The following is a 16,170-nucleotide window of genomic DNA, read 5'->3' on the forward strand; positions in this document are numbered from 1 at the left end:
TGGTACACCCGTAATTTTTGTTGCATGCATCGTTTAGCCAATCGAAGACAATTTTTGCTGCAAACCGGAAAGGCGGGCATCGGTGCTTGCGCCGCGCTAAGTATGCCTGCGTTGGTTAGCTCTTGCGCAGTGGTGCGCCGGGTAAAAGGCCCAAGCGGCACAGGCTTCAAACAGGAGCCGCTGCCGTACACGTACGGCGCACTGAACAGCGCTATTGATGCGGCCACCATGGAGCTGCATTATACCAAACACGCAGCTAGCTATGCAGCCAACCTGCAGGATGCTGCAAAGGCCGAAGGTGTGGATACTTCGAAGCCGCTGGAAGATGTGTTGCGAAACATTAATCAATACTCCACTGCCATGCGCAACAATGCCGGCGGGCATTACAACCACGAACTATTTTGGAAAATCATGAGCCCACGCGGTGGCGGCCAGCCTATTGGTAGTTTGGCCACTGCCATTGATGCATCGTTTGGTTCATTTGAAGCATTGAAAAATGGTCTGGCCGATGCCGGTAAAAATTTATTTGGTTCGGGCTGGGCATGGCTGGTGCTCGACGGAGATAAAAAGCTGCGCATTGGCGCTACGCCCAACCAGGACAATCCGCTGATGCCTGTTTCCGACCTCAAGGGCTTTCCATTATTGGGCCTCGATGTGTGGGAGCATGCTTATTACATGCGCTACCAAAACCGCCGTGCCGATTACATTGAAAACTGGTGGCAGGTAGTGAACTGGGATTTTGTTGGTAAACGATACGCAGCAGCATTTAGGAGTTGAGGGTTGGCAGTTGGGAGTTGACAGTTGACGGTTGGTAGTTGATAGTTGATAGTGTTGAACGTGCAGGCTAATGTATTTGCACCAATAGTGATGCATCGAAAAGTGGCGTAAATATTGGCAGCAAAATCTTTCATCGAAAAACATTTTTACATGTCCCAACATTTTTCAACAACCAGCAAAACTCAATACTGCCTTGATTCATTTCCTATAAATTACAATACTACAAAACCATAACTACCAACTATCAACTACCAACTCCTAATCTCAACTCCCATGTCCCAACCCACAACCGACAGCATCCAAAATATACGCCTGCAGCGCGGTATTGCCATTGCAGGTGCGGTACTGTTGGTGGTAAAGTTTGTGGCCTGGTCGCTAACACATTCGGTGGCGGTGCTAACCGATGCACTGGAAAGTATTGTAAATGTGGTGGCGGGTTTTATCGGGCTGTATAGCCTGCATGTATCGGCGCAGCCCCGAGATGCCAACCATCCGTACGGGCATGGCAAAGCGGAATTTTTATCCGCCGCCATCGAAGGCACATTGGTGCTGTCGGCCGGCGCCATTATTTTGTACACGGCCGCAAAAAACTTCTTTTACCCACAGCCGCTGCAGGCGGTTGACACCGGCATCTACCTGGTGGGCGCCACCGCGGTGGTCAACTGGTTGCTGGGCAGCATTGCCTTGCGTCAAGGCCGCAAAACCGGTTCGCTGGCGCTGATGGCCAGTGGCCGCCACCTGCAAACCGATACCTGGTCTACCATCGGTATTATCCTTGGGCTGGTGCTTATTTCATTTACCGGCTGGCAATGGATCGATGCGGCGGTTGCGTTTGGTTTTGGCGCCTACATTGCCGTTACCGGTTATCGCATTGTACGCAAATCGGTGGCGGGCATTATGGACGAAGCCGACATGGAACTGCTCACCAAAATGACAACCGTGCTCAATGCGGCCCGCCGCGATGCATGGGTGGACCTGCACAACCTGCGGGTGATTAAATACGGCAATGTGCTGCACCTCGATTGCCACCTGACAGTGCCCTGGTATTTCAACGTACACCAGGCACATGAAGAAGTAGACCAACTGGCTGCCGTGGTGCGCAAAGAGTTTGGCGAAACCCTCGAGCTTTTTGTGCACTCCGATGGCTGCCTTTATTTTCAGTGCCCGCTCTGCGAAAAGAGGGCCTGCCCGGTGCGGCAGCATCCTTTTAAGGAAAAGCTGGTGTGGACCATGGACAATATTTTGCAAAACGAAAAGCACGGTTGGCACCAGGCCTCTGGCGACGATACGGGCAACGCGGCAGCGCAGCCATAGCCGCCCAATCCTTCGTAAATTGCGCCGTATACAATTCAAGCTCATTATATGCAAACAACCACCACCTGGAAAAGCGGCAACGCATTTACCAGCACATACAAAGGCGAACAAATTGAAATTGACGGCGACGGGTTTAGCCCCAAGGCGCTGTTGCTTACCGGCTTGGCCGGCTGCTCCGGCATCGACCTGGTAAGCCTGTTGGAAAAAATGCGGGTGCCTTTTGGATCTGTTGCAATTGACGCCGTTACCGAGCAAACCGACGAACATCCACGGGTTTTTAAAGCCATCAACCTGGTGTACCGGGTGCAAACCGGCGAGGAAAACCGGGATAAAGTGGCCAAGGCCATCGACCTGTCGCTGGAAAAATATTGTGGCGTGGCCGCCATGTTGCAAAAGAACAGCCCGATCACGTACACCATCGAGCTGCTGCCGGCTGCATAACGTGGCACATTTGATAAACCTCAGCGGTACAACTGCAGGTGTGGCCTACCTTTGAACGGGCAAATCCATATCAGATGCTAACGAAAAAAGCCTATTACGCGTTTCAGGCGCTTACCCACCTGGTAGAAAGATATAACGAAGGGCCGGTGCTGATTTCAGAGATTTCGGAGGAACGGAAAATTCCGCTGAAGTTTCTGGAAAACATCCTGCTGCACCTCAAAAACACGGGCATTCTTGACTCTAAGAAAGGCAAGGGCGGCGGTTATTTTTTAAAAGCGCACCCTTCCGAAACCCGCATTGCCAAAGTGTTTCGGCTCATTGACGGGCCCATTGCCATGCTGCCCTGCGTGAGCCTTTATTTTTACCAGCGCTGCGAAAACTGCAACGAAAAATTTTGCGGCCTCCACGACATCCTGGTGGAAGTGCGGGATGCTACTTTGGCCATCATGGAAAACCGAACGCTGGCCGACCTGGTGGCAAAGGACCGCAACCCGGTGGCAGGATTGGTGCCACCAAAAATGTGAAAAAAGTCTACTCGTTTGGTAGGGTAGTTATTCCGCATTACTTTTACACCCATTGTTCACCAAAAAACCAATCAGTATGTCATTACGTTTAGGCGATATTGTTCCCAACTTTCAGGCAGAAACCACCAACGGCCCCATCGATTTCTACGAATTTCTGGGCGATAGCTGGGGCATCCTTTTTTCGCACCCTGCCGATTACACCCCGGTATGCACCACCGAGCTGGGCTTTACAGCCAAGCTGGGCGAAGAGTTTGCGAAGCGTAATGTAAAAGTGCTGGCCGTAAGTGTTGATCCACTGGAATCGCACCACGGTTGGAAAAAGGACATTGAAGAAACACAGGGCTGCCTGGTCAACTTCCCCATCATTGCCGATGAGAATAAAGTTGTAGCCGGCTTGTACGACATGATCCACCCCAACGCTTCTGAAAAAGCAACGGTGCGTTCCTTGTTCGTGATCGGGCCCGACAAAAAACTGAAACTGAGCATCACTTACCCTGCCTCTACCGGCCGCAACTTCAACGAAGTGCTGCGTGTGGTAGACTCACTGCAACTGACCGCCAACTATAGCGTGGCTACACCTGCCAATTGGAACCACGGCGAAGACGTGATTGTAGTGCCCGCAGTAAGTACTGAAGATGCCATCAAAAAATTCCCTAAAGGCGTAAAAGTGGTGAAGCCTTACCTGCGCTATACCCCTCAGCCAAACGTGGAGTCTTAATTAGCATAGATTATTGATTACTTATTATTGATTATTCAGACTTGTAAAAGATGCTATTAGTAATGAATAATAAGTAATCAATAATTATTAAAAATACCATTGCAGCAAAACTGCAAACCCGCTCATGCAATCCCTGGAACATTTACAAAACCTCTACGCAACCGAGCCGATAGAAGTGGCGTTGCAAAAAACAGCGCAGCTTTTTCCCGGCCGCGTTAAGTTTTCTTCGTCGCTGGGCCAGGAAGACCAGGTACTAACGGACATCATTGCCCGAAATAAGATTGGCATCACCATTTTTTCCATCGATACCGGTCGCCTTTTTAACGAGGTGTACGAAACCATGGAAAAAACCGAGGCCCGCTACAAAATGAAGTACCAGGTGTTTTTTCCGCAAGCCGATGCCGTGCAAAACATGGTGCAGGAGCGGGGCATCAACCTGTTTTACGATTCGGTTGAAAACCGCCAGACCTGCTGCGGCATACGCAAAGTAGAGCCGCTGAACCGGGCCCTTGCCGATGCCGATGTATGGATTACCGGCCTGCGTGCCGAGCAGAACGACCACCGCAAATCGGTGCCTATGGTGGAGTGGCTGCCGGAAAAAAACATGTACAAGATCAACCCGTTGCTGCACTGGAGCTACGATGAAATGATCGGGTACATCAAACAAAACAACGTGCCGTACAACCCGCTGCACGACAAAGGTTTTATCTCCATTGGCTGTGCACCCTGCACCCGCGCCATCGAACCCGGCGAAGACCCGCGTGCCGGCCGCTGGTGGTGGGAGGCATCGCACAAAGAGTGCGGGCTGCATCTGGTTAAATAGTTAGCATAAGATTCCATCTCTTCAAGAGATGGAATCTTTATAAAATATACTTCCGAAATGAGTGCATTGAACTTAAATAAATTTCCCCGCGAACTGGAGCACGAAGCCATCTACATCATTCGCGAGGTGGCGGCGCAGTTTGAGCGTCCGGCCCTCTTGTTCTCCGGCGGCAAAGATTCCATTACACTGGTGCAACTGGCCCGCAAGGCTTTTTATCCTGCCAAGGTTCCGTTCCCGATGCTGCACATCGATACCGGCCACAACTTTCCCGAAACCATCGAGTTTCGCGACTGGCTGGCAAAAGAAAGCGGCATGCAACTGATTGTGCGCTATGTGCAGGATTCCATCGACCAGGGAAAAGTGAAAGAAGAAACCGGTAAATATGCCAGCCGCAACATGCTGCAAACCGTAACCCTGCTCGACGCCATTGAAGAACTGAAGTTTGATGCCTGCATTGGCGGCGCCCGCCGCGATGAAGAAAAGGCCCGCGCCAAGGAACGCATCTTTTCTGTTCGCGACGATTTTGGCCAGTGGGATTCGAAAAAGCAACGCCCCGAATTGTTTGATATGCTCAATGGCAAGATTAATGTAGGCGAAAACGTTCGGGTGTTTCCTATTTCCAACTGGACGGAACTCGATGTTTGGAATTATATCCGCGAAGAAGGCATGGACATTCCTTCCATTTATTTTTCGCACCAACGCGAAATTATTGAACGCGATGGCCTGTACTGGCCCACGTCGCCCTACCTCAATACATCGGAAGATGAAGTGCCATTCAAGGCCACCGTTCGCTTCCGCACCGTAGGCGATATGACCTGCACCGCCGCTGTCCTTTCCGAAGCCGTTACACTCGATAAGATCATCGAAGAGATCCGCGAGGCAACCATCTCCGAACGGGGGGCCCGCATCGACGATAAACGCTCCGAAGCAGCCATGGAAAAAAGAAAGCAAGTAGGATATTTCTAGTTAATAGTTAGCAGTTGACAGTTGGTAGTAGTATGTAGCGGGCCCATGTGCTGCTATTGAGCTCCGGTTGCGTCGCACACTGCATCGTTCGGTAATGCTGTTCACCAAACCGCAGCAATCATTAAATCAGACATCAGAAATCATTATATGGACGTTTTACGTTTAGCAACAGCAGGCAGTGTGGATGATGGCAAAAGCACCCTCATCGGCCGCCTGTTGTACGATACCAAATCCATCACCAAAGACAAGCTGGAAGCGGTGGAAGCATCGAGCCAGCGCAAGGGCCTCGACTTTGTGGATCTGTCGCTCCTCACCGATGGCCTGATTGCCGAAAGGGAACAAGGCATTACCATTGATGTGGCGCATATTTATTTTGCTACCGACACCCGCAAATACATTATTGCCGATACACCGGGCCATGTGGAGTACACCCGCAACATGATTACTGGCGCATCCAATGCCGAAGCTTCAATTGTGTTGGTTGATGCCCGAAATGGTGTAAGCGAACAAACCCGCCGGCACCTGTTTATTTCTTCCCTGCTGGAGATTGATCACGTAGTTGTAGCAGTAAATAAAATGGACCTGGTGAATTATGACCAGGCCACTTTTGAAAGCATAAAAGCAAACGTAGAAGGCCTGGCAGAAAAGATCGGTTTTAAAGGTGAGCTCACCTTTATTCCGCTGGCTGCAAAGTATGGAGATAATGTAGTAACACCATCGGAAAACATGTCTTGGTACAGCGGGCAGCCGCTGCTGCAATACCTCGAAAGCATCCCGGTGCACAAACGCGATGATGCACTGCCCGCAAGGTTTCATGTGCAGGCAGTTATTCGTCCGCACAGCGATGAGTACCACGACTTCCGCGGTTATACAGGCAAGTTGGTGAGTGGTTCGCTGGCGGTGGGGCAACGTGTTTCCGTACTGCCTTCGCTCAAAGAATCGGCCATCAAAGCCATTTATGCCGGCGATAAAAAAGTGGAAGGGGCACATGCCGGCGAAAGTTTGAGCATTGAACTGGAAGATGATGTGGACATTAGCCGTGGCAACACTTTGGTGCCCGTTGGCGTGCCGCACCAGCAACTAAGCCAGTTTTCGGCCAAGCTTACCTGGATGGACGAACAGCCGCTTACTGCAGGCAAAACCTTTTTGCTGCAGCATGGTGTAAACCGCATTAAAGCAAAGCTCAATTCGTTTGCACACGTCATCGACATGAACACCATCGAGGAAAAAGGCGATGTGCGGGAATTCAAGCTCAATGATATTGGCGAGGTAAACATCAAAACCGCCAAGCCCATTTTTGCCGACCGCTACGCTGATAACCCACGCAACGGTGCATTTATCTTGATTGATGAATACAGCAACAACACGGTTGCGGTTGGTTTTATTTTGTAAAAATTTTTTTATCCACCTGCTATCAAAGTAGCGCTCTGCCGAGCAGTAACGTCATGCCGAACTTGTTTCGGCATCTCCTCTAATCTGCGGCGTTTCTGAATGTGGAGGAGTTACCGAAACAAGTTCGGCACGACAAAGCCAAAGTTCAAAGACACAATACGATATCGAGTTGGTATTAGTTGATTAATAAAGGCGGTCGTAAGACCGCCTTTATTGTTATGGGAAATACATGCTATTGATCCACAACAAGCAAGCCTTCTTTTATATCGCAGAAAAAAGGATCGTATATGTGGTCGGCCTGGATATGGTTCCACCTAAAGTCTTTAATGGCTGCTTGTCCGGTGCTGTTTTCGGCAAAATCATATAAGCCGTTGGTGCTATAAGCGGCGTGGTAATAATTATAGATAACTATGTGCCGGTAACCGGATAATTTTTTAGCACTGGGCGCCGCAACCGGTTTGAATTGCAGCCCCAGCAAAGGGGCAATCTCTGAAGTTTTATAGCCATAGTTCAATCGCCATACCGCCGCTTCAAAAGTAGTGCTGTCTTTTTGTTGCAGTTGTTTGCACATTACTGCAAAAAGCGTATCTGCCAGCAACTTGATTTGAATAGATGCACTGTCATTTGCTTGTTGGACAAAGCTGCTTTTTGTAATGCTGTATTGCAGTTCGCGGGAATGGATGATAACGCTTTCCCTGTTTCGAAGGGTACAGGTTAACGTAGAATCAGTTTGGTGTTGGGTGGTTACAACACCGTCTAATCCAAATGTTCCAATCGATGCTTTGATCAAAGCAATGGCGGCGCAGTTGTTTGCATTTTTGTTTTGTTTGAAAGCATTGATCAAAACTGTGCCTTCTATTGGGTGGTGTTGGGCAACTGACTGCTGTGCCCGCACAAACAGCGTAAGGAACACAAAAGAGGTGGTATAGAATATGTTTTTGAAAAAACGATTTACCCTCATGCATCGCGGAGGTTGGTGTCAATAAAGTTATGGGTTTGTCGCCCGTCAGCTAACTGGTTTCTCCGCCATTTGTAACGCATAAAAAAAGCTCCTTTGGAGAAGCTTGAATGTTTTATCGGCAAATTACTTACCCCAAAGAAAAAGCACTTATTTCGCCTTGCGCAATTGCTGCAACGTGGCTCGTATATCTTTCGGTGGTTCTGCTTCCAGGCTGTATGCTTTACCAAAAAGTGTAAACGACAACTTCCATGAATGCAGTGCCAGCCGGGCCAAAATTGGCCGTTCTTCCAGTTCCACTTTTGATAAGTTATAGCGGTGTTTGATAGACGACAGCAGCACCGGTTTGCCATCACCATACAACTCGTCGCCCACCAGCGGCGTGCCCAAGTGTTTCATGTGCACTCTGATCTGGTGCATGCGGCCGGTGTGTATGCGAAACTGCATCCAGCTAAATTGCCGGAAGGTTTCCAGCACTTCATAATCAGTTACCGAAAGTTTGCCTTTTGCATGCGTTACCATCATGCCTTTTTTCACCGGGTGTTCCATCAGTCCGGTGCTGATAGTGCCCGAAGGCTGCGATGGCTGGCCCAGCACCAGGCCCACATAATATTTAGCCACATCGCGTCCCTCAAACAGTTGCGACAACTGCCGGTGTGCCGCTTCTGTTTTTGCAAAAACGATGGTGCCGCTGGTGTCGCGGTCGAGGCGGTGCACGGTTAAAATATTTTCGTATCGGGCCGCCAGCCAGTCTTTCAACGAACTACTGCCTTTGCGGTCCGGAATGGTAAGCATGCCTGCGGGCTTATTGATGGCCACGAGGTGTTCGTCTTCGAATATGATGTAGTCGTTGGGCTTCATTTGTGGTGAATCATTCTGTATTTACGATTGACGATTTCGGATTGACGATGGAAAACAACATCCGCGTTTACATACAATCGTAAATCCAAAATCGTAATTCGTCAATCGTCTTATTTTTTTCCTTTGCCAAAAAACTTCAGTTCCCGCACTTCTTTTTCGTTGAGGAAACGATACTTGCCGCGGTTTACATTCTTTTTGGTTAGACCGGCAAACATTACACGGTCAAGCCCCCTTACATCGTAGCCCAGGTGCTCAAAAATGCGGCGCACAATGCGGTTGCGGCCGCTATGAATTTCCACACCTATCTGGGTTTTATCCGATACATCGGTGTAGGCCAGTTTGTCTACATGTGCCATGCCGTCTTCCAGTTCCACGCCTTTCAATATGGCTTCAAAGTCGGCCTTGGTCAGCGGCTTATCCAGCGTAACGGCATATACTTTTTTGATCTCGTTGCTGGGGTGCGTCAGCTTCTGCGACAGCTCGCCGTCGTTGGTGAGCAGCAGCACGCCAGAGGTGTTGCGATCGAGGCGGCCAACTGGATACACCCGCTCTTTTGTGGCCTGTTTGATCAGGTCGAGCACGGTTTTGCGTTTTTGCGGATCATCGGTGGTAGTGATGTAATCCTTGGGTTTGTTCAACAGAATATACACCAGTTCCAGTGCTGGCTCCACCTTTTTGCCGGCCACTTTTACTTCGTCGTTTTCCTTGATCTTGAGGCCGGGCTCCAGCACCAGTTCGCCGTTCACTTTTACCTTGCCTTCTTTGATCAGTTCCACCGCATCGCGGCGCGAACAAAGCCCGCTGTGGGCAATATATTTATTGAGCGGCATTTGCTCCGGCGCCTTGCGCTGCACGGTTATTTTGGATCGCTCAATACCTTCCGATTTTTCCTTTAGCTCCAGCCGTTTACGTTCGGCCTGTGCTGTGATTTCTTTTTTAACCTGGCGTTTTTCCTGCCGAAACTGCTCCCGGCGGGCACCGCTTTTTTGTCCCTTTGCAAATTTTTCAAAGCCTGATGCTTTCTTCATGTTGTATCGTTTGTTCTGCCGGCTTTTGGGCGGTGGCAGCACTGAGTATAATCTGCAAAAATAAAAAAGACCGTGCAGGGCACAGTCTTTTTTATTTCCGGATGCGGGATATTGGAGGTAGATCGGGTTTACTTGCCGTTTTTATGACGCCGTTCGTTGCGCAGGGTTTCCATTCTTTGCTGTTGTTCTTTGGTAAGAATGGCTTTTACTTCCTGGCGGTGTTGTTGGGCCAGCGCTTTTAATTGCTCCTGCTTTTGGTTTTCGACAATGGCGCTGTTGGTGCGCAGTGCCTGGCGTTTTTCCCTGAAGCTTTCATTCACAGCTTTCATTTTCGATTGCTGTTCGTTGGTCAGGTTCAGGTTGGCCATCGGCTGCCTTTTTTGTCCAAAACCTTTGCCCTGCATGCCGTTGCGGCGTTCGCCCTGCATTTTGGCCAGCTTTTGCTGCTGTTCGGCCGTTAGAACCGACGCCATTTCGGTGCGCTGCTTTTGCGTCAGCTCCTGGCGGCGTGCTTTCCATTCCTTCACGGTTATATTGTCCTGCTTTTGCAGTTCCTGCCATTGCTTGCGGTGTGCTTCGCGGATGGTTTTCAATCTTGCCTGCTGGTCGGCGGTGAGGTTGAGCTGCTCGGTGCCTTGCTTTTGGCGGCCGCGTTTGTCTTCAGTTTTTTGCGCTTGCACTGCACTTGTCATCAGCAGAAGGGCCAATGCCCCGGTAACTATTCTTTTCATACGATATGTTTTTGCGTTTATAGATACATAGACGCAATACGGCACCGGACGTTTAAAGGGAGCAGGTTAATAAACGTTAGAACCCGGAAAGCGGCTGGGAACGGCGCAGGCAAACAAAAAAGACGACCGTTTGGGTCGTCTTTTCAAGTATGGTAAAACAAAAAATTATCCAGCCAGTTCTTTCGATTTGTTGGCCAGCTGTCCGCAGGCGGCATCAATGTCTTTGCCACGGCTGCGGCGCAGGCGGGCATTTACTTTGTGCTTTTCGAGGTAGGCCATAAACGCTGCCGTTTTTTCCTCCGATGGCTTTTCAAAGCGGGCCAGGTCGATGGGATTGTATTCAATGATATTTACCAGATCGGCAGGCACCTGGCGAAACACTTTGATCAGGTCGTCGGCATCTTTCAGACTGTCGTTAAAATTGTTGAACAGGATGTACTCCAGCGTTATTTCGTTCTTTGTTTTGCGGTGAAAATGGTTGAGCGCCTCGATCAGTGCCTTCAGGTTATTTGTTTCGTTGATGGGCATGATCTCGTTGCGCTTGGCATCGTTGGCGGCATGGAGCGAAAGGGCCAGCTTAAAACGTACGCCGTCGTCGCCCAACTGGCGGATCATTTTTGCAACCCCTGCAGTAGACACCGTAATGCGGCGCGGGCTCATGGCCAGGCCATCTTCGGCGGTAATGCGTTCGATGGCTTTCATCACGTTTTTATAATTGAGCAAGGGTTCGCCCATGCCCATGAATACTATGTTCGACAGTTTTTTGCCGTAGGTTTTTTCGGCCTGGGTGTTCAGCAGCACCACTTCATCGTATATCTCGTCGTAATCCAGGTTGCGTTTGCGTTCGATATAGCCGGTGGCGCAAAATTTACAGCTCAGCGAGCAGCCAATTTGCGACGAAACGCAGGCTGTGTAGCGGGTATCGGTAGGAATGAGCACACCTTCGCACAGGTGGCCTTCGTGGGTTACAAAACCAGTTTTAATGGTGCCGTCGTTGCTGTGCTGCGTGGTGTGCAGTTGCATGGCGGGTAACGAAAAATGTTCGCCCAATTGCTGCCGCAGGTCTTTGCTCAGGTTGGTCATATCGGCAAAAGACCGGGCACCTTTTTGCCAGATCCATTCCCAGATTTGCTTGGCGCGGAACTTTTTTTCACCCAGTAAAATCAGGAAATTTTCCAGTTCGGTCAGGCTAATGTGGCGGATATTTTTTGCCCCGTTGGCAGAGGCGGCACTCGAAATCATCGTGCAAAGGTAGGGCAGGCATTCGGTGAAACCTTTATCAGTCGGCGAGAGGCCCCAATTTTAGGGCAGTTTTGACAAAGCAGTAGCTAAACGATCTTGCTGTCAGCCTTGTAATGGTAGCAGCACATTTGGCATTGCCAGAAATAAAATAGATTTGACTCCGTCGTTGTTTGCTTATAAAAAATGTGCAAGCAACCCGATACAAGGCACAAACGATTGTTTCAAAACCCAATTTAAATTACCCCCATAACTTGAATTCCGGAACCGTTTACGTAGTTGATGCCGTTCGTACTCCCATTGGTAAATACGGCGGCGCCCTTAGTTCGGTGCGCCCCGACGATCTGCTGGCGCATGTCATCAAAGCATTGCTGCAACGGCAGCCGCAGGTTGATCTGGCGACCATTGAAGATGTGATTGCCGGGGCGGCCAATGGCGCCGGCGAGGATAACCGCAATGTGGCCCGCATGGCGGCATTGCTGACTGGTTTGCCCACCTCTGTAGCGGGCACAACGGTGAACCGCCTGTGTGCATCGGGGCTGGATGCCATCATGCATGGTGCCCGCCAGATCAAGTGCGGCGATGCCGAAATGATCATTGCCTGCGGTGTAGAGAGCATGAGCCGGGCGCCTTTTGTAATGCCAAAAGCCACTGCGCCTTTTCAGCGCGGTTCAGAAATATTTGATACTACTTTGGGTTGGCGTTTTGTTAACCCAAAGCTTGCCGAAATGTACCACCCATATAGCATGGGCGAAACCGCCGAAAATGTGGCGCGCCAATGGAACATCAGCCGCGAAGAGCAGGACCGGTTTGCCGCACAATCGCAGGAGCGTTATTTTGAAGCGCTGGAGGCTGGCTTGTGGAAAGATGAAATAGTGCCAGTGTCTGTTGCGGGGGAACGTGGCCACACTACTATATTAGATACCGACGAACATCCACGCCGCACCACCATCGATAAACTAGCTTCCTTAAAACCTGCTTTTGCAAAAGATGGCACCGTTACAGCAGGCAATTCTTCGGGCATCAACGACGGGGCAGCGGCCATGCTGCTGGCTTCGGAAGCTGCGGTAAAAAAATACGGACTCAAGCCTTTGGCTACCATTGTGTCCATGGCCGTTGCCGGTGTGGATCCGGCCATTATGGGCATTGGCCCGGTGCCGGCTACGCAAAAAGCGTTGCAGCGGGCATCGCTATCCATTACGCATATGGACCGTGTAGAACTTAATGAAGCATTTGCTGCGCAGGCGCTGGCTTGCATCCACGACCTGCAGTTAGGCGAAGGGCGGGTGAATGTAAATGGCGGCTCCATAGCGCTGGGGCATCCGCTGGGGTGCAGCGGTGTACGCATCAGCACCACGCTGGTACACGAATTGAAGCGTAGTGCTTCCAAATACGGCCTGGCCACCATGTGCGTAGGAGTGGGGCAGGGCGCCGCCATCATTTATGAACATTACACCCATTAAAATTTCCGTGTTTTTACTGCTGCTGTTGCCTGCAGCCGGTTGCGGCCTTTTTTCCGATTTTAAAAAAGCGCAGTTTGATGCATCGGTTAACCGGCCGGTGGCGTTGCAGGTGCCGAAAGGCTATAAAAAAAGCGAATGGACTACCGATTCGGCTGGTTTTAAAACACTGACCTTTTTTTACAGTGGCGGCCAGGAGCTTTATTTCAGCACCAACAAAGCGCTGTCGCCATGGATTGATACGGCCGGCCACATGCCGAAACCACACCTCAATGGCGGCATTTTTTACAAAGGCATTTTACCGCCTCTAAAACTTTGGCGCGAAGTATATAGCCAGCAGCTCAGGTTTGGCTACCGCAATGTGCCGCTGCACGCAGTGCCCGATTTTGATTCGGCGCTGAATTATGTGCGGGTGTATTAATTATTTTCATGTTGTAACTTTTTTTTGCTGCCTGCGTTTTATGCTTAACACAAGCTGCCCGTGCAGGGCGGAACAAACCATTAAAACCAACAACATGAAGAATCGGATTCTTATCCTGTCGCTGATGCTATGCGCTTTTTTCACGGTAGCTGCGCAAACAAAAGACACCACATTAGCCCAGTATGTAGGTAAATACAGTTTTCCCGAAGGCAGCTTTGTTACATCCGCCGAAATAACGCTGGCCGACGCTGTGCTTTCTGTAAGCTCTTCGCAGGGCAACAGTGTGCTGCAAAAGCTTGGAAAGGATACGTTTACGCTTACAGCTTATGAAGGCAGTGTTATGTATTTTTACCGCAACAGCGCCGGGCAGGTGGCCCGCATTAAAGTAGAAGTGGGTGATGTGCTGCTGGAGGGCACCAAAGATGGTGTGTCAGCGGCGATGTATAACCGAAACAGGTACCTGGATTTTATGAAACAAAAACAGGCCCGCTAGGGGCCTGTTTTTGTTTGTGCACCTGTGTTTATTCAAATGCCACGTTGCGAAAAACTTCATCCAGTGGGCAACTGAAACCGATTGTTTCAATTTGTAATGAAGCACTGCTGTCCTTTGTTTCGCGAAAGCTCCAGATGTGTTCTGATTGCTTACTGTATTGCTCCACCAACATTTCTGTTGAGGAAATGAGGATGTACTCTTTGAGAGAAGGAATATCGCGGTATAATTTGAACTTTTGGCCACGGTCGTAGCCTGAGGTACTAGGTGATAATACCTCGATGATGACACTTGGATTGGTGATGACATCATTTCGGTTTTCGAATCGCTTTATTCCGTCGCAAACAATGCTGATATCGGGGTATGTAAATAACCCGTTGCTTTCAATATGAATTTTTTGATCGCTGTTAAACACCTGGCAATTTTTGCCTTTCAAAAAAGCATTTATCTCGCCAATCATATTTACCGAAATAGTATTGTGGTTGATGCTGCCGCCCGACATGGCAAACACTTCACCGCCAAAATATTCATGCTTTTCGGAAGCCGTTTCTTCCTGCAGCAGGTATGCTTCCACCGTGATGTATTTTGTTGCCGGTACTGCACTCATGCCTTTTTGTTTTACCTAAATATACGCTAATTAAAATCCAGCTTTGCCAGCTCGTCCTGCTGTACCTGCTGCTGTTGGCCGTTGCGCAGGTCTTTTACATTGCAGGTGCCCTGGCTCAATTCGTTGGAGCCAATGATGGCAATAAACGGAATGCCTTTTTTCTCCGCGTATTTAAACTGTTTGTCCATTTTCGCTGTTTCGTGAAAAAGTTCCGCAGCCACACCTTTTGCCCTAAGTTGTTGCACCAGGCTGTATGCTTTTTTGCTTTCCTCATTGCCCAAATTAAAGAACAACACCCGGGTGCCTTGCGCTACAGTGGCGGGGAAAAGCTGCAGTTCTTCCAGCACATCGTAAATGCGGTCCACACCAAACGAAATGCCCACACCAGGCATGTTGGGCACGCCAAACAAACCCGTAAGATCGTCATAGCGACCACCACCGCCAATCGAACCAATCTTAACCCGTGCGGGTGCTTTGGCTTCGAAAATAATACCGGTGTAGTAGTTGAGGCCACGTGCTAGTGTAAAGTCGATCAATAGCTGTGAGTTTTCCGCCGTGAGTTGCGCATACTGCAGCACGTAGCGAATTTCTTCCACTCCTTTTTTACCCAGTTCATTTTCGCCAAGCAGTGCTGTAATGCGGCTTAGTTTTTCTTCATTACTGCCGTCGATGGCGAGGTATTGTTCAATGATGCTAATCTGCGATTCATTTAATCCACGTTGGCCCAGTTCGGCCTTTACTTTTTCCAGCCCGATCTTGTCCAGTTTATCAATGGCAATGGTGATGTCCACCATCTTATCGGCGCCGCCGCATACCTCGGCCAATGCCGCCAGTATTTTACGCGAGTTGATGCGCAATTCAAAATCGGGTAGGCCTAACCGTTGAAACACTTGGTGGTACATCGCCACCAGTTCCACTTCGTTGAGCAGCGAGTTGCTGCCCACCACGTCGGCATCGCATTGGTAAAATTCGCGGTAGCGGCCACGTTGCGGCTTATCGGCACGCCACACAGGTTGTATTTGATAGCGTTTAAATGGAAAAGACAACTGCCCGTGGTTGATGGCTACAAAGCGTGCAAACGGAATGGTCAGGTCGTAGCGCAGGGCCCGTTCGGTGAGGTCTTTGGTGCTTTTTCCTTCAAGCACTTTTGCAAATGCCGCCTGTGCCGCTTCCCATTTTTCGGGGCGCTCCAGTCCGTTGTTCAATATTTTAAAAATCAGCTTGTCGCCTTCTTCTCCGTATTTGCCCATAAGGGTTTCGAGGTTTTCCATCGCCGGTGTTTCCAGCGGCTGAAAGCCATACAATTCGAAAACGGATTTAATGGTATTGAAAATATATTGCCTGCGGCGCACCACTTCGGGTCCGAAATCGCGGGTGCCCTGTGGTATGGATGGTTTAGCCATTATATGTTTTGGGGTTA

18 protein-coding genes are annotated in these 16,170 nt (G+C 49.8%); 11 read left to right on the forward strand and 7 right to left on the reverse strand.

Going from position 1 to position 16,170, the window contains the following annotated elements; all coding sequences use genetic code 11:
* Window positions 1-24 precede the first annotated feature (24 nt).
* The 8 genes from DRJ53_RS14550 (at window position 25) to DRJ53_RS14585 (ending at window position 6,955) form a co-directional block, all read left to right on the forward strand.
* On the forward strand, window positions 25-777 hold the full coding sequence (locus tag DRJ53_RS14550) for a superoxide dismutase (protein WP_114236379.1): 753 nt from the start codon (window positions 25-27) through the stop codon (window positions 775-777).
* Window positions 778-1,050: 273 nt separating this feature from the next.
* Complete coding sequence (locus DRJ53_RS14555) at window positions 1,051-2,091, forward strand: cation diffusion facilitator family transporter (protein ID WP_114236380.1); 1,041 nt, start codon at window positions 1,051-1,053, stop codon at window positions 2,089-2,091.
* 48 nt (window positions 2,092-2,139) lie between these two features.
* Complete coding sequence (locus DRJ53_RS14560) at window positions 2,140-2,532, forward strand: OsmC family protein (RefSeq protein ID WP_114236381.1); 393 nt, start codon at window positions 2,140-2,142, stop codon at window positions 2,530-2,532.
* 74 nt (window positions 2,533-2,606) lie between these two features.
* Window positions 2,607-3,056, forward strand: coding sequence for an RrF2 family transcriptional regulator (locus tag DRJ53_RS14565; protein WP_114236382.1), 450 nt, complete (start codon window positions 2,607-2,609; stop codon window positions 3,054-3,056).
* Between the two features lie 76 nt (window positions 3,057-3,132).
* Window positions 3,133-3,774 (forward strand): peroxiredoxin, encoded by a 642-nt coding sequence (locus tag DRJ53_RS14570; protein ID WP_114236383.1) that lies wholly within the window; start codon window positions 3,133-3,135, stop codon window positions 3,772-3,774.
* Between the two features lie 124 nt (window positions 3,775-3,898).
* Window positions 3,899-4,597 carry a phosphoadenylyl-sulfate reductase gene (locus DRJ53_RS14575; protein ID WP_114236384.1) on the forward strand — a complete coding sequence of 233 codons (699 nt, stop codon included), beginning with the start codon at window positions 3,899-3,901 and terminating at the stop codon, window positions 4,595-4,597.
* A 57-nt stretch (window positions 4,598-4,654) separates the two neighbouring features.
* The gene (cysD, locus tag DRJ53_RS14580) at window positions 4,655-5,563 is read left to right on the forward strand and encodes a sulfate adenylyltransferase subunit CysD (RefSeq protein WP_114236385.1); all 909 of its coding nucleotides are present in this window, start codon (window positions 4,655-4,657) and stop codon (window positions 5,561-5,563) included.
* A 147-nt stretch (window positions 5,564-5,710) separates the two neighbouring features.
* Window positions 5,711-6,955 carry a sulfate adenylyltransferase subunit 1 gene (locus DRJ53_RS14585; protein ID WP_114236386.1) on the forward strand — a complete coding sequence of 415 codons (1,245 nt, stop codon included), beginning with the start codon at window positions 5,711-5,713 and terminating at the stop codon, window positions 6,953-6,955.
* Window positions 6,956-7,187: 232 nt separating this feature from the next.
* Here DRJ53_RS14585 and DRJ53_RS14590 read toward each other — a convergent pair whose 3' ends face one another.
* The 5 genes from DRJ53_RS14590 to rlmN form a co-directional block, all read right to left on the reverse strand.
* Window positions 7,188-7,916, reverse strand: a complete 729-nt coding sequence (locus tag DRJ53_RS14590; RefSeq protein ID WP_114236387.1) for a hypothetical protein — start codon at window positions 7,914-7,916, stop codon at window positions 7,188-7,190.
* 147 nt (window positions 7,917-8,063) lie between these two features.
* Window positions 8,064-8,774 carry an RluA family pseudouridine synthase gene (locus DRJ53_RS14595; protein WP_114236388.1) on the reverse strand — a complete coding sequence of 237 codons (711 nt, stop codon included), beginning with the start codon at window positions 8,772-8,774 and terminating at the stop codon, window positions 8,064-8,066.
* Window positions 8,775-8,884: 110 nt separating this feature from the next.
* Window positions 8,885-9,802, reverse strand: a complete 918-nt coding sequence (locus DRJ53_RS14600) for a pseudouridine synthase (protein ID WP_114236424.1) — start codon at window positions 9,800-9,802, stop codon at window positions 8,885-8,887.
* A 128-nt stretch (window positions 9,803-9,930) separates the two neighbouring features.
* Entirely contained in the window at window positions 9,931-10,533 is a 603-nt protein-coding gene (locus DRJ53_RS14605) for a hypothetical protein (protein ID WP_114236389.1), read from the reverse strand.
* Between the two features lie 165 nt (window positions 10,534-10,698).
* Complete coding sequence (gene rlmN / locus DRJ53_RS14610; protein WP_114236390.1) at window positions 10,699-11,775, reverse strand: dual-specificity RNA methyltransferase RlmN; 1,077 nt, start codon at window positions 11,773-11,775, stop codon at window positions 10,699-10,701.
* A 251-nt stretch (window positions 11,776-12,026) separates the two neighbouring features.
* Here rlmN and DRJ53_RS14615 point away from each other — a divergent pair, with 251 nt between their 5' ends.
* The 3 genes from DRJ53_RS14615 to DRJ53_RS14625 all read left to right on the forward strand — a co-directional run bounded on the left by DRJ53_RS14615 (window position 12,027) and on the right by DRJ53_RS14625 (window position 14,146).
* Window positions 12,027-13,235, forward strand: a complete 1,209-nt coding sequence (locus DRJ53_RS14615) for an acetyl-CoA C-acyltransferase (RefSeq protein ID WP_114236425.1) — start codon at window positions 12,027-12,029, stop codon at window positions 13,233-13,235.
* On the forward strand, window positions 13,216-13,653 hold the full coding sequence (locus DRJ53_RS14620) for a hypothetical protein (RefSeq protein WP_114236391.1): 438 nt from the start codon (window positions 13,216-13,218) through the stop codon (window positions 13,651-13,653). The genes DRJ53_RS14615 and DRJ53_RS14620 overlap by 20 nt, the downstream gene beginning before the upstream one ends.
* Before the next feature lie 94 nt (window positions 13,654-13,747).
* Window positions 13,748-14,146 carry a hypothetical protein gene (locus DRJ53_RS14625; protein WP_123893587.1) on the forward strand — a complete coding sequence of 133 codons (399 nt, stop codon included), beginning with the start codon at window positions 13,748-13,750 and terminating at the stop codon, window positions 14,144-14,146.
* Between the two features lie 28 nt (window positions 14,147-14,174).
* Here DRJ53_RS14625 and DRJ53_RS14630 read toward each other — a convergent pair whose 3' ends face one another.
* Both DRJ53_RS14630 and hisS read right to left on the reverse strand, forming a co-directional pair.
* A complete protein-coding gene (locus DRJ53_RS14630; RefSeq protein ID WP_114236393.1) occupies window positions 14,175-14,750 on the reverse strand; it encodes a Uma2 family endonuclease in 576 nt (191 codons plus the stop codon).
* Window positions 14,751-14,776: 26 nt separating this feature from the next.
* Window positions 14,777-16,153 (reverse strand): histidine--tRNA ligase, encoded by a 1,377-nt coding sequence (hisS, locus tag DRJ53_RS14635; RefSeq protein ID WP_114236394.1) that lies wholly within the window; start codon window positions 16,151-16,153, stop codon window positions 14,777-14,779.
* Between the last annotated feature and the right edge of the window lie 17 nt (window positions 16,154-16,170).

The organism is Paracnuella aquatica (assembly GCF_003332885.2).
In the GTDB taxonomy this organism is placed as follows: Bacteria; Bacteroidota; Bacteroidia; order Chitinophagales; family Chitinophagaceae; genus Flavisolibacter; species Flavisolibacter aquaticus.

What these genes read in the sequence shown, in the direction of transcription:
- DRJ53_RS14550 (WP_114236379.1), top strand. Translation starts at nt 25, where the DNA reads ATGCATCGTTTAGCCAATCGAAGACAATTTTTGCTGCAAACCGGAAAG.
- DRJ53_RS14555 (WP_114236380.1), top strand. Translation starts at nt 1,051, where the DNA reads ATGTCCCAACCCACAACCGACAGCATCCAAAATATACGCCTGCAGCGC.
- DRJ53_RS14560 (WP_114236381.1), top strand. Translation starts at nt 2,140, where the DNA reads ATGCAAACAACCACCACCTGGAAAAGCGGCAACGCATTTACCAGCACA.
- DRJ53_RS14565 (WP_114236382.1), top strand. Translation starts at nt 2,607, where the DNA reads ATGCTAACGAAAAAAGCCTATTACGCGTTTCAGGCGCTTACCCACCTG.
- DRJ53_RS14570 (WP_114236383.1), top strand. Translation starts at nt 3,133, where the DNA reads ATGTCATTACGTTTAGGCGATATTGTTCCCAACTTTCAGGCAGAAACC.
- DRJ53_RS14575 (WP_114236384.1), top strand. Translation starts at nt 3,899, where the DNA reads ATGCAATCCCTGGAACATTTACAAAACCTCTACGCAACCGAGCCGATA.
- cysD (WP_114236385.1), top strand. Translation starts at nt 4,655, where the DNA reads ATGAGTGCATTGAACTTAAATAAATTTCCCCGCGAACTGGAGCACGAA.
- DRJ53_RS14585 (WP_114236386.1), top strand. Translation starts at nt 5,711, where the DNA reads ATGGACGTTTTACGTTTAGCAACAGCAGGCAGTGTGGATGATGGCAAA.
- DRJ53_RS14590 (WP_114236387.1), bottom strand. Translation starts at nt 7,916, where the DNA reads ATGAGGGTAAATCGTTTTTTCAAAAACATATTCTATACCACCTCTTTT.
- DRJ53_RS14595 (WP_114236388.1), bottom strand. Translation starts at nt 8,774, where the DNA reads ATGAAGCCCAACGACTACATCATATTCGAAGACGAACACCTCGTGGCC.
- DRJ53_RS14600 (WP_114236424.1), bottom strand. Translation starts at nt 9,802, where the DNA reads ATGAAGAAAGCATCAGGCTTTGAAAAATTTGCAAAGGGACAAAAAAGC.
- DRJ53_RS14605 (WP_114236389.1), bottom strand. Translation starts at nt 10,533, where the DNA reads ATGAAAAGAATAGTTACCGGGGCATTGGCCCTTCTGCTGATGACAAGT.
- rlmN (WP_114236390.1), bottom strand. Translation starts at nt 11,775, where the DNA reads ATGATTTCGAGTGCCGCCTCTGCCAACGGGGCAAAAAATATCCGCCAC.
- DRJ53_RS14620 (WP_114236391.1), top strand. Translation starts at nt 13,216, where the DNA reads ATGAACATTACACCCATTAAAATTTCCGTGTTTTTACTGCTGCTGTTG.
- DRJ53_RS14625 (WP_123893587.1), top strand. Translation starts at nt 13,748, where the DNA reads ATGAAGAATCGGATTCTTATCCTGTCGCTGATGCTATGCGCTTTTTTC.
- DRJ53_RS14630 (WP_114236393.1), bottom strand. Translation starts at nt 14,750, where the DNA reads ATGAGTGCAGTACCGGCAACAAAATACATCACGGTGGAAGCATACCTG.
- hisS (WP_114236394.1), bottom strand. Translation starts at nt 16,153, where the DNA reads ATGGCTAAACCATCCATACCACAGGGCACCCGCGATTTCGGACCCGAA.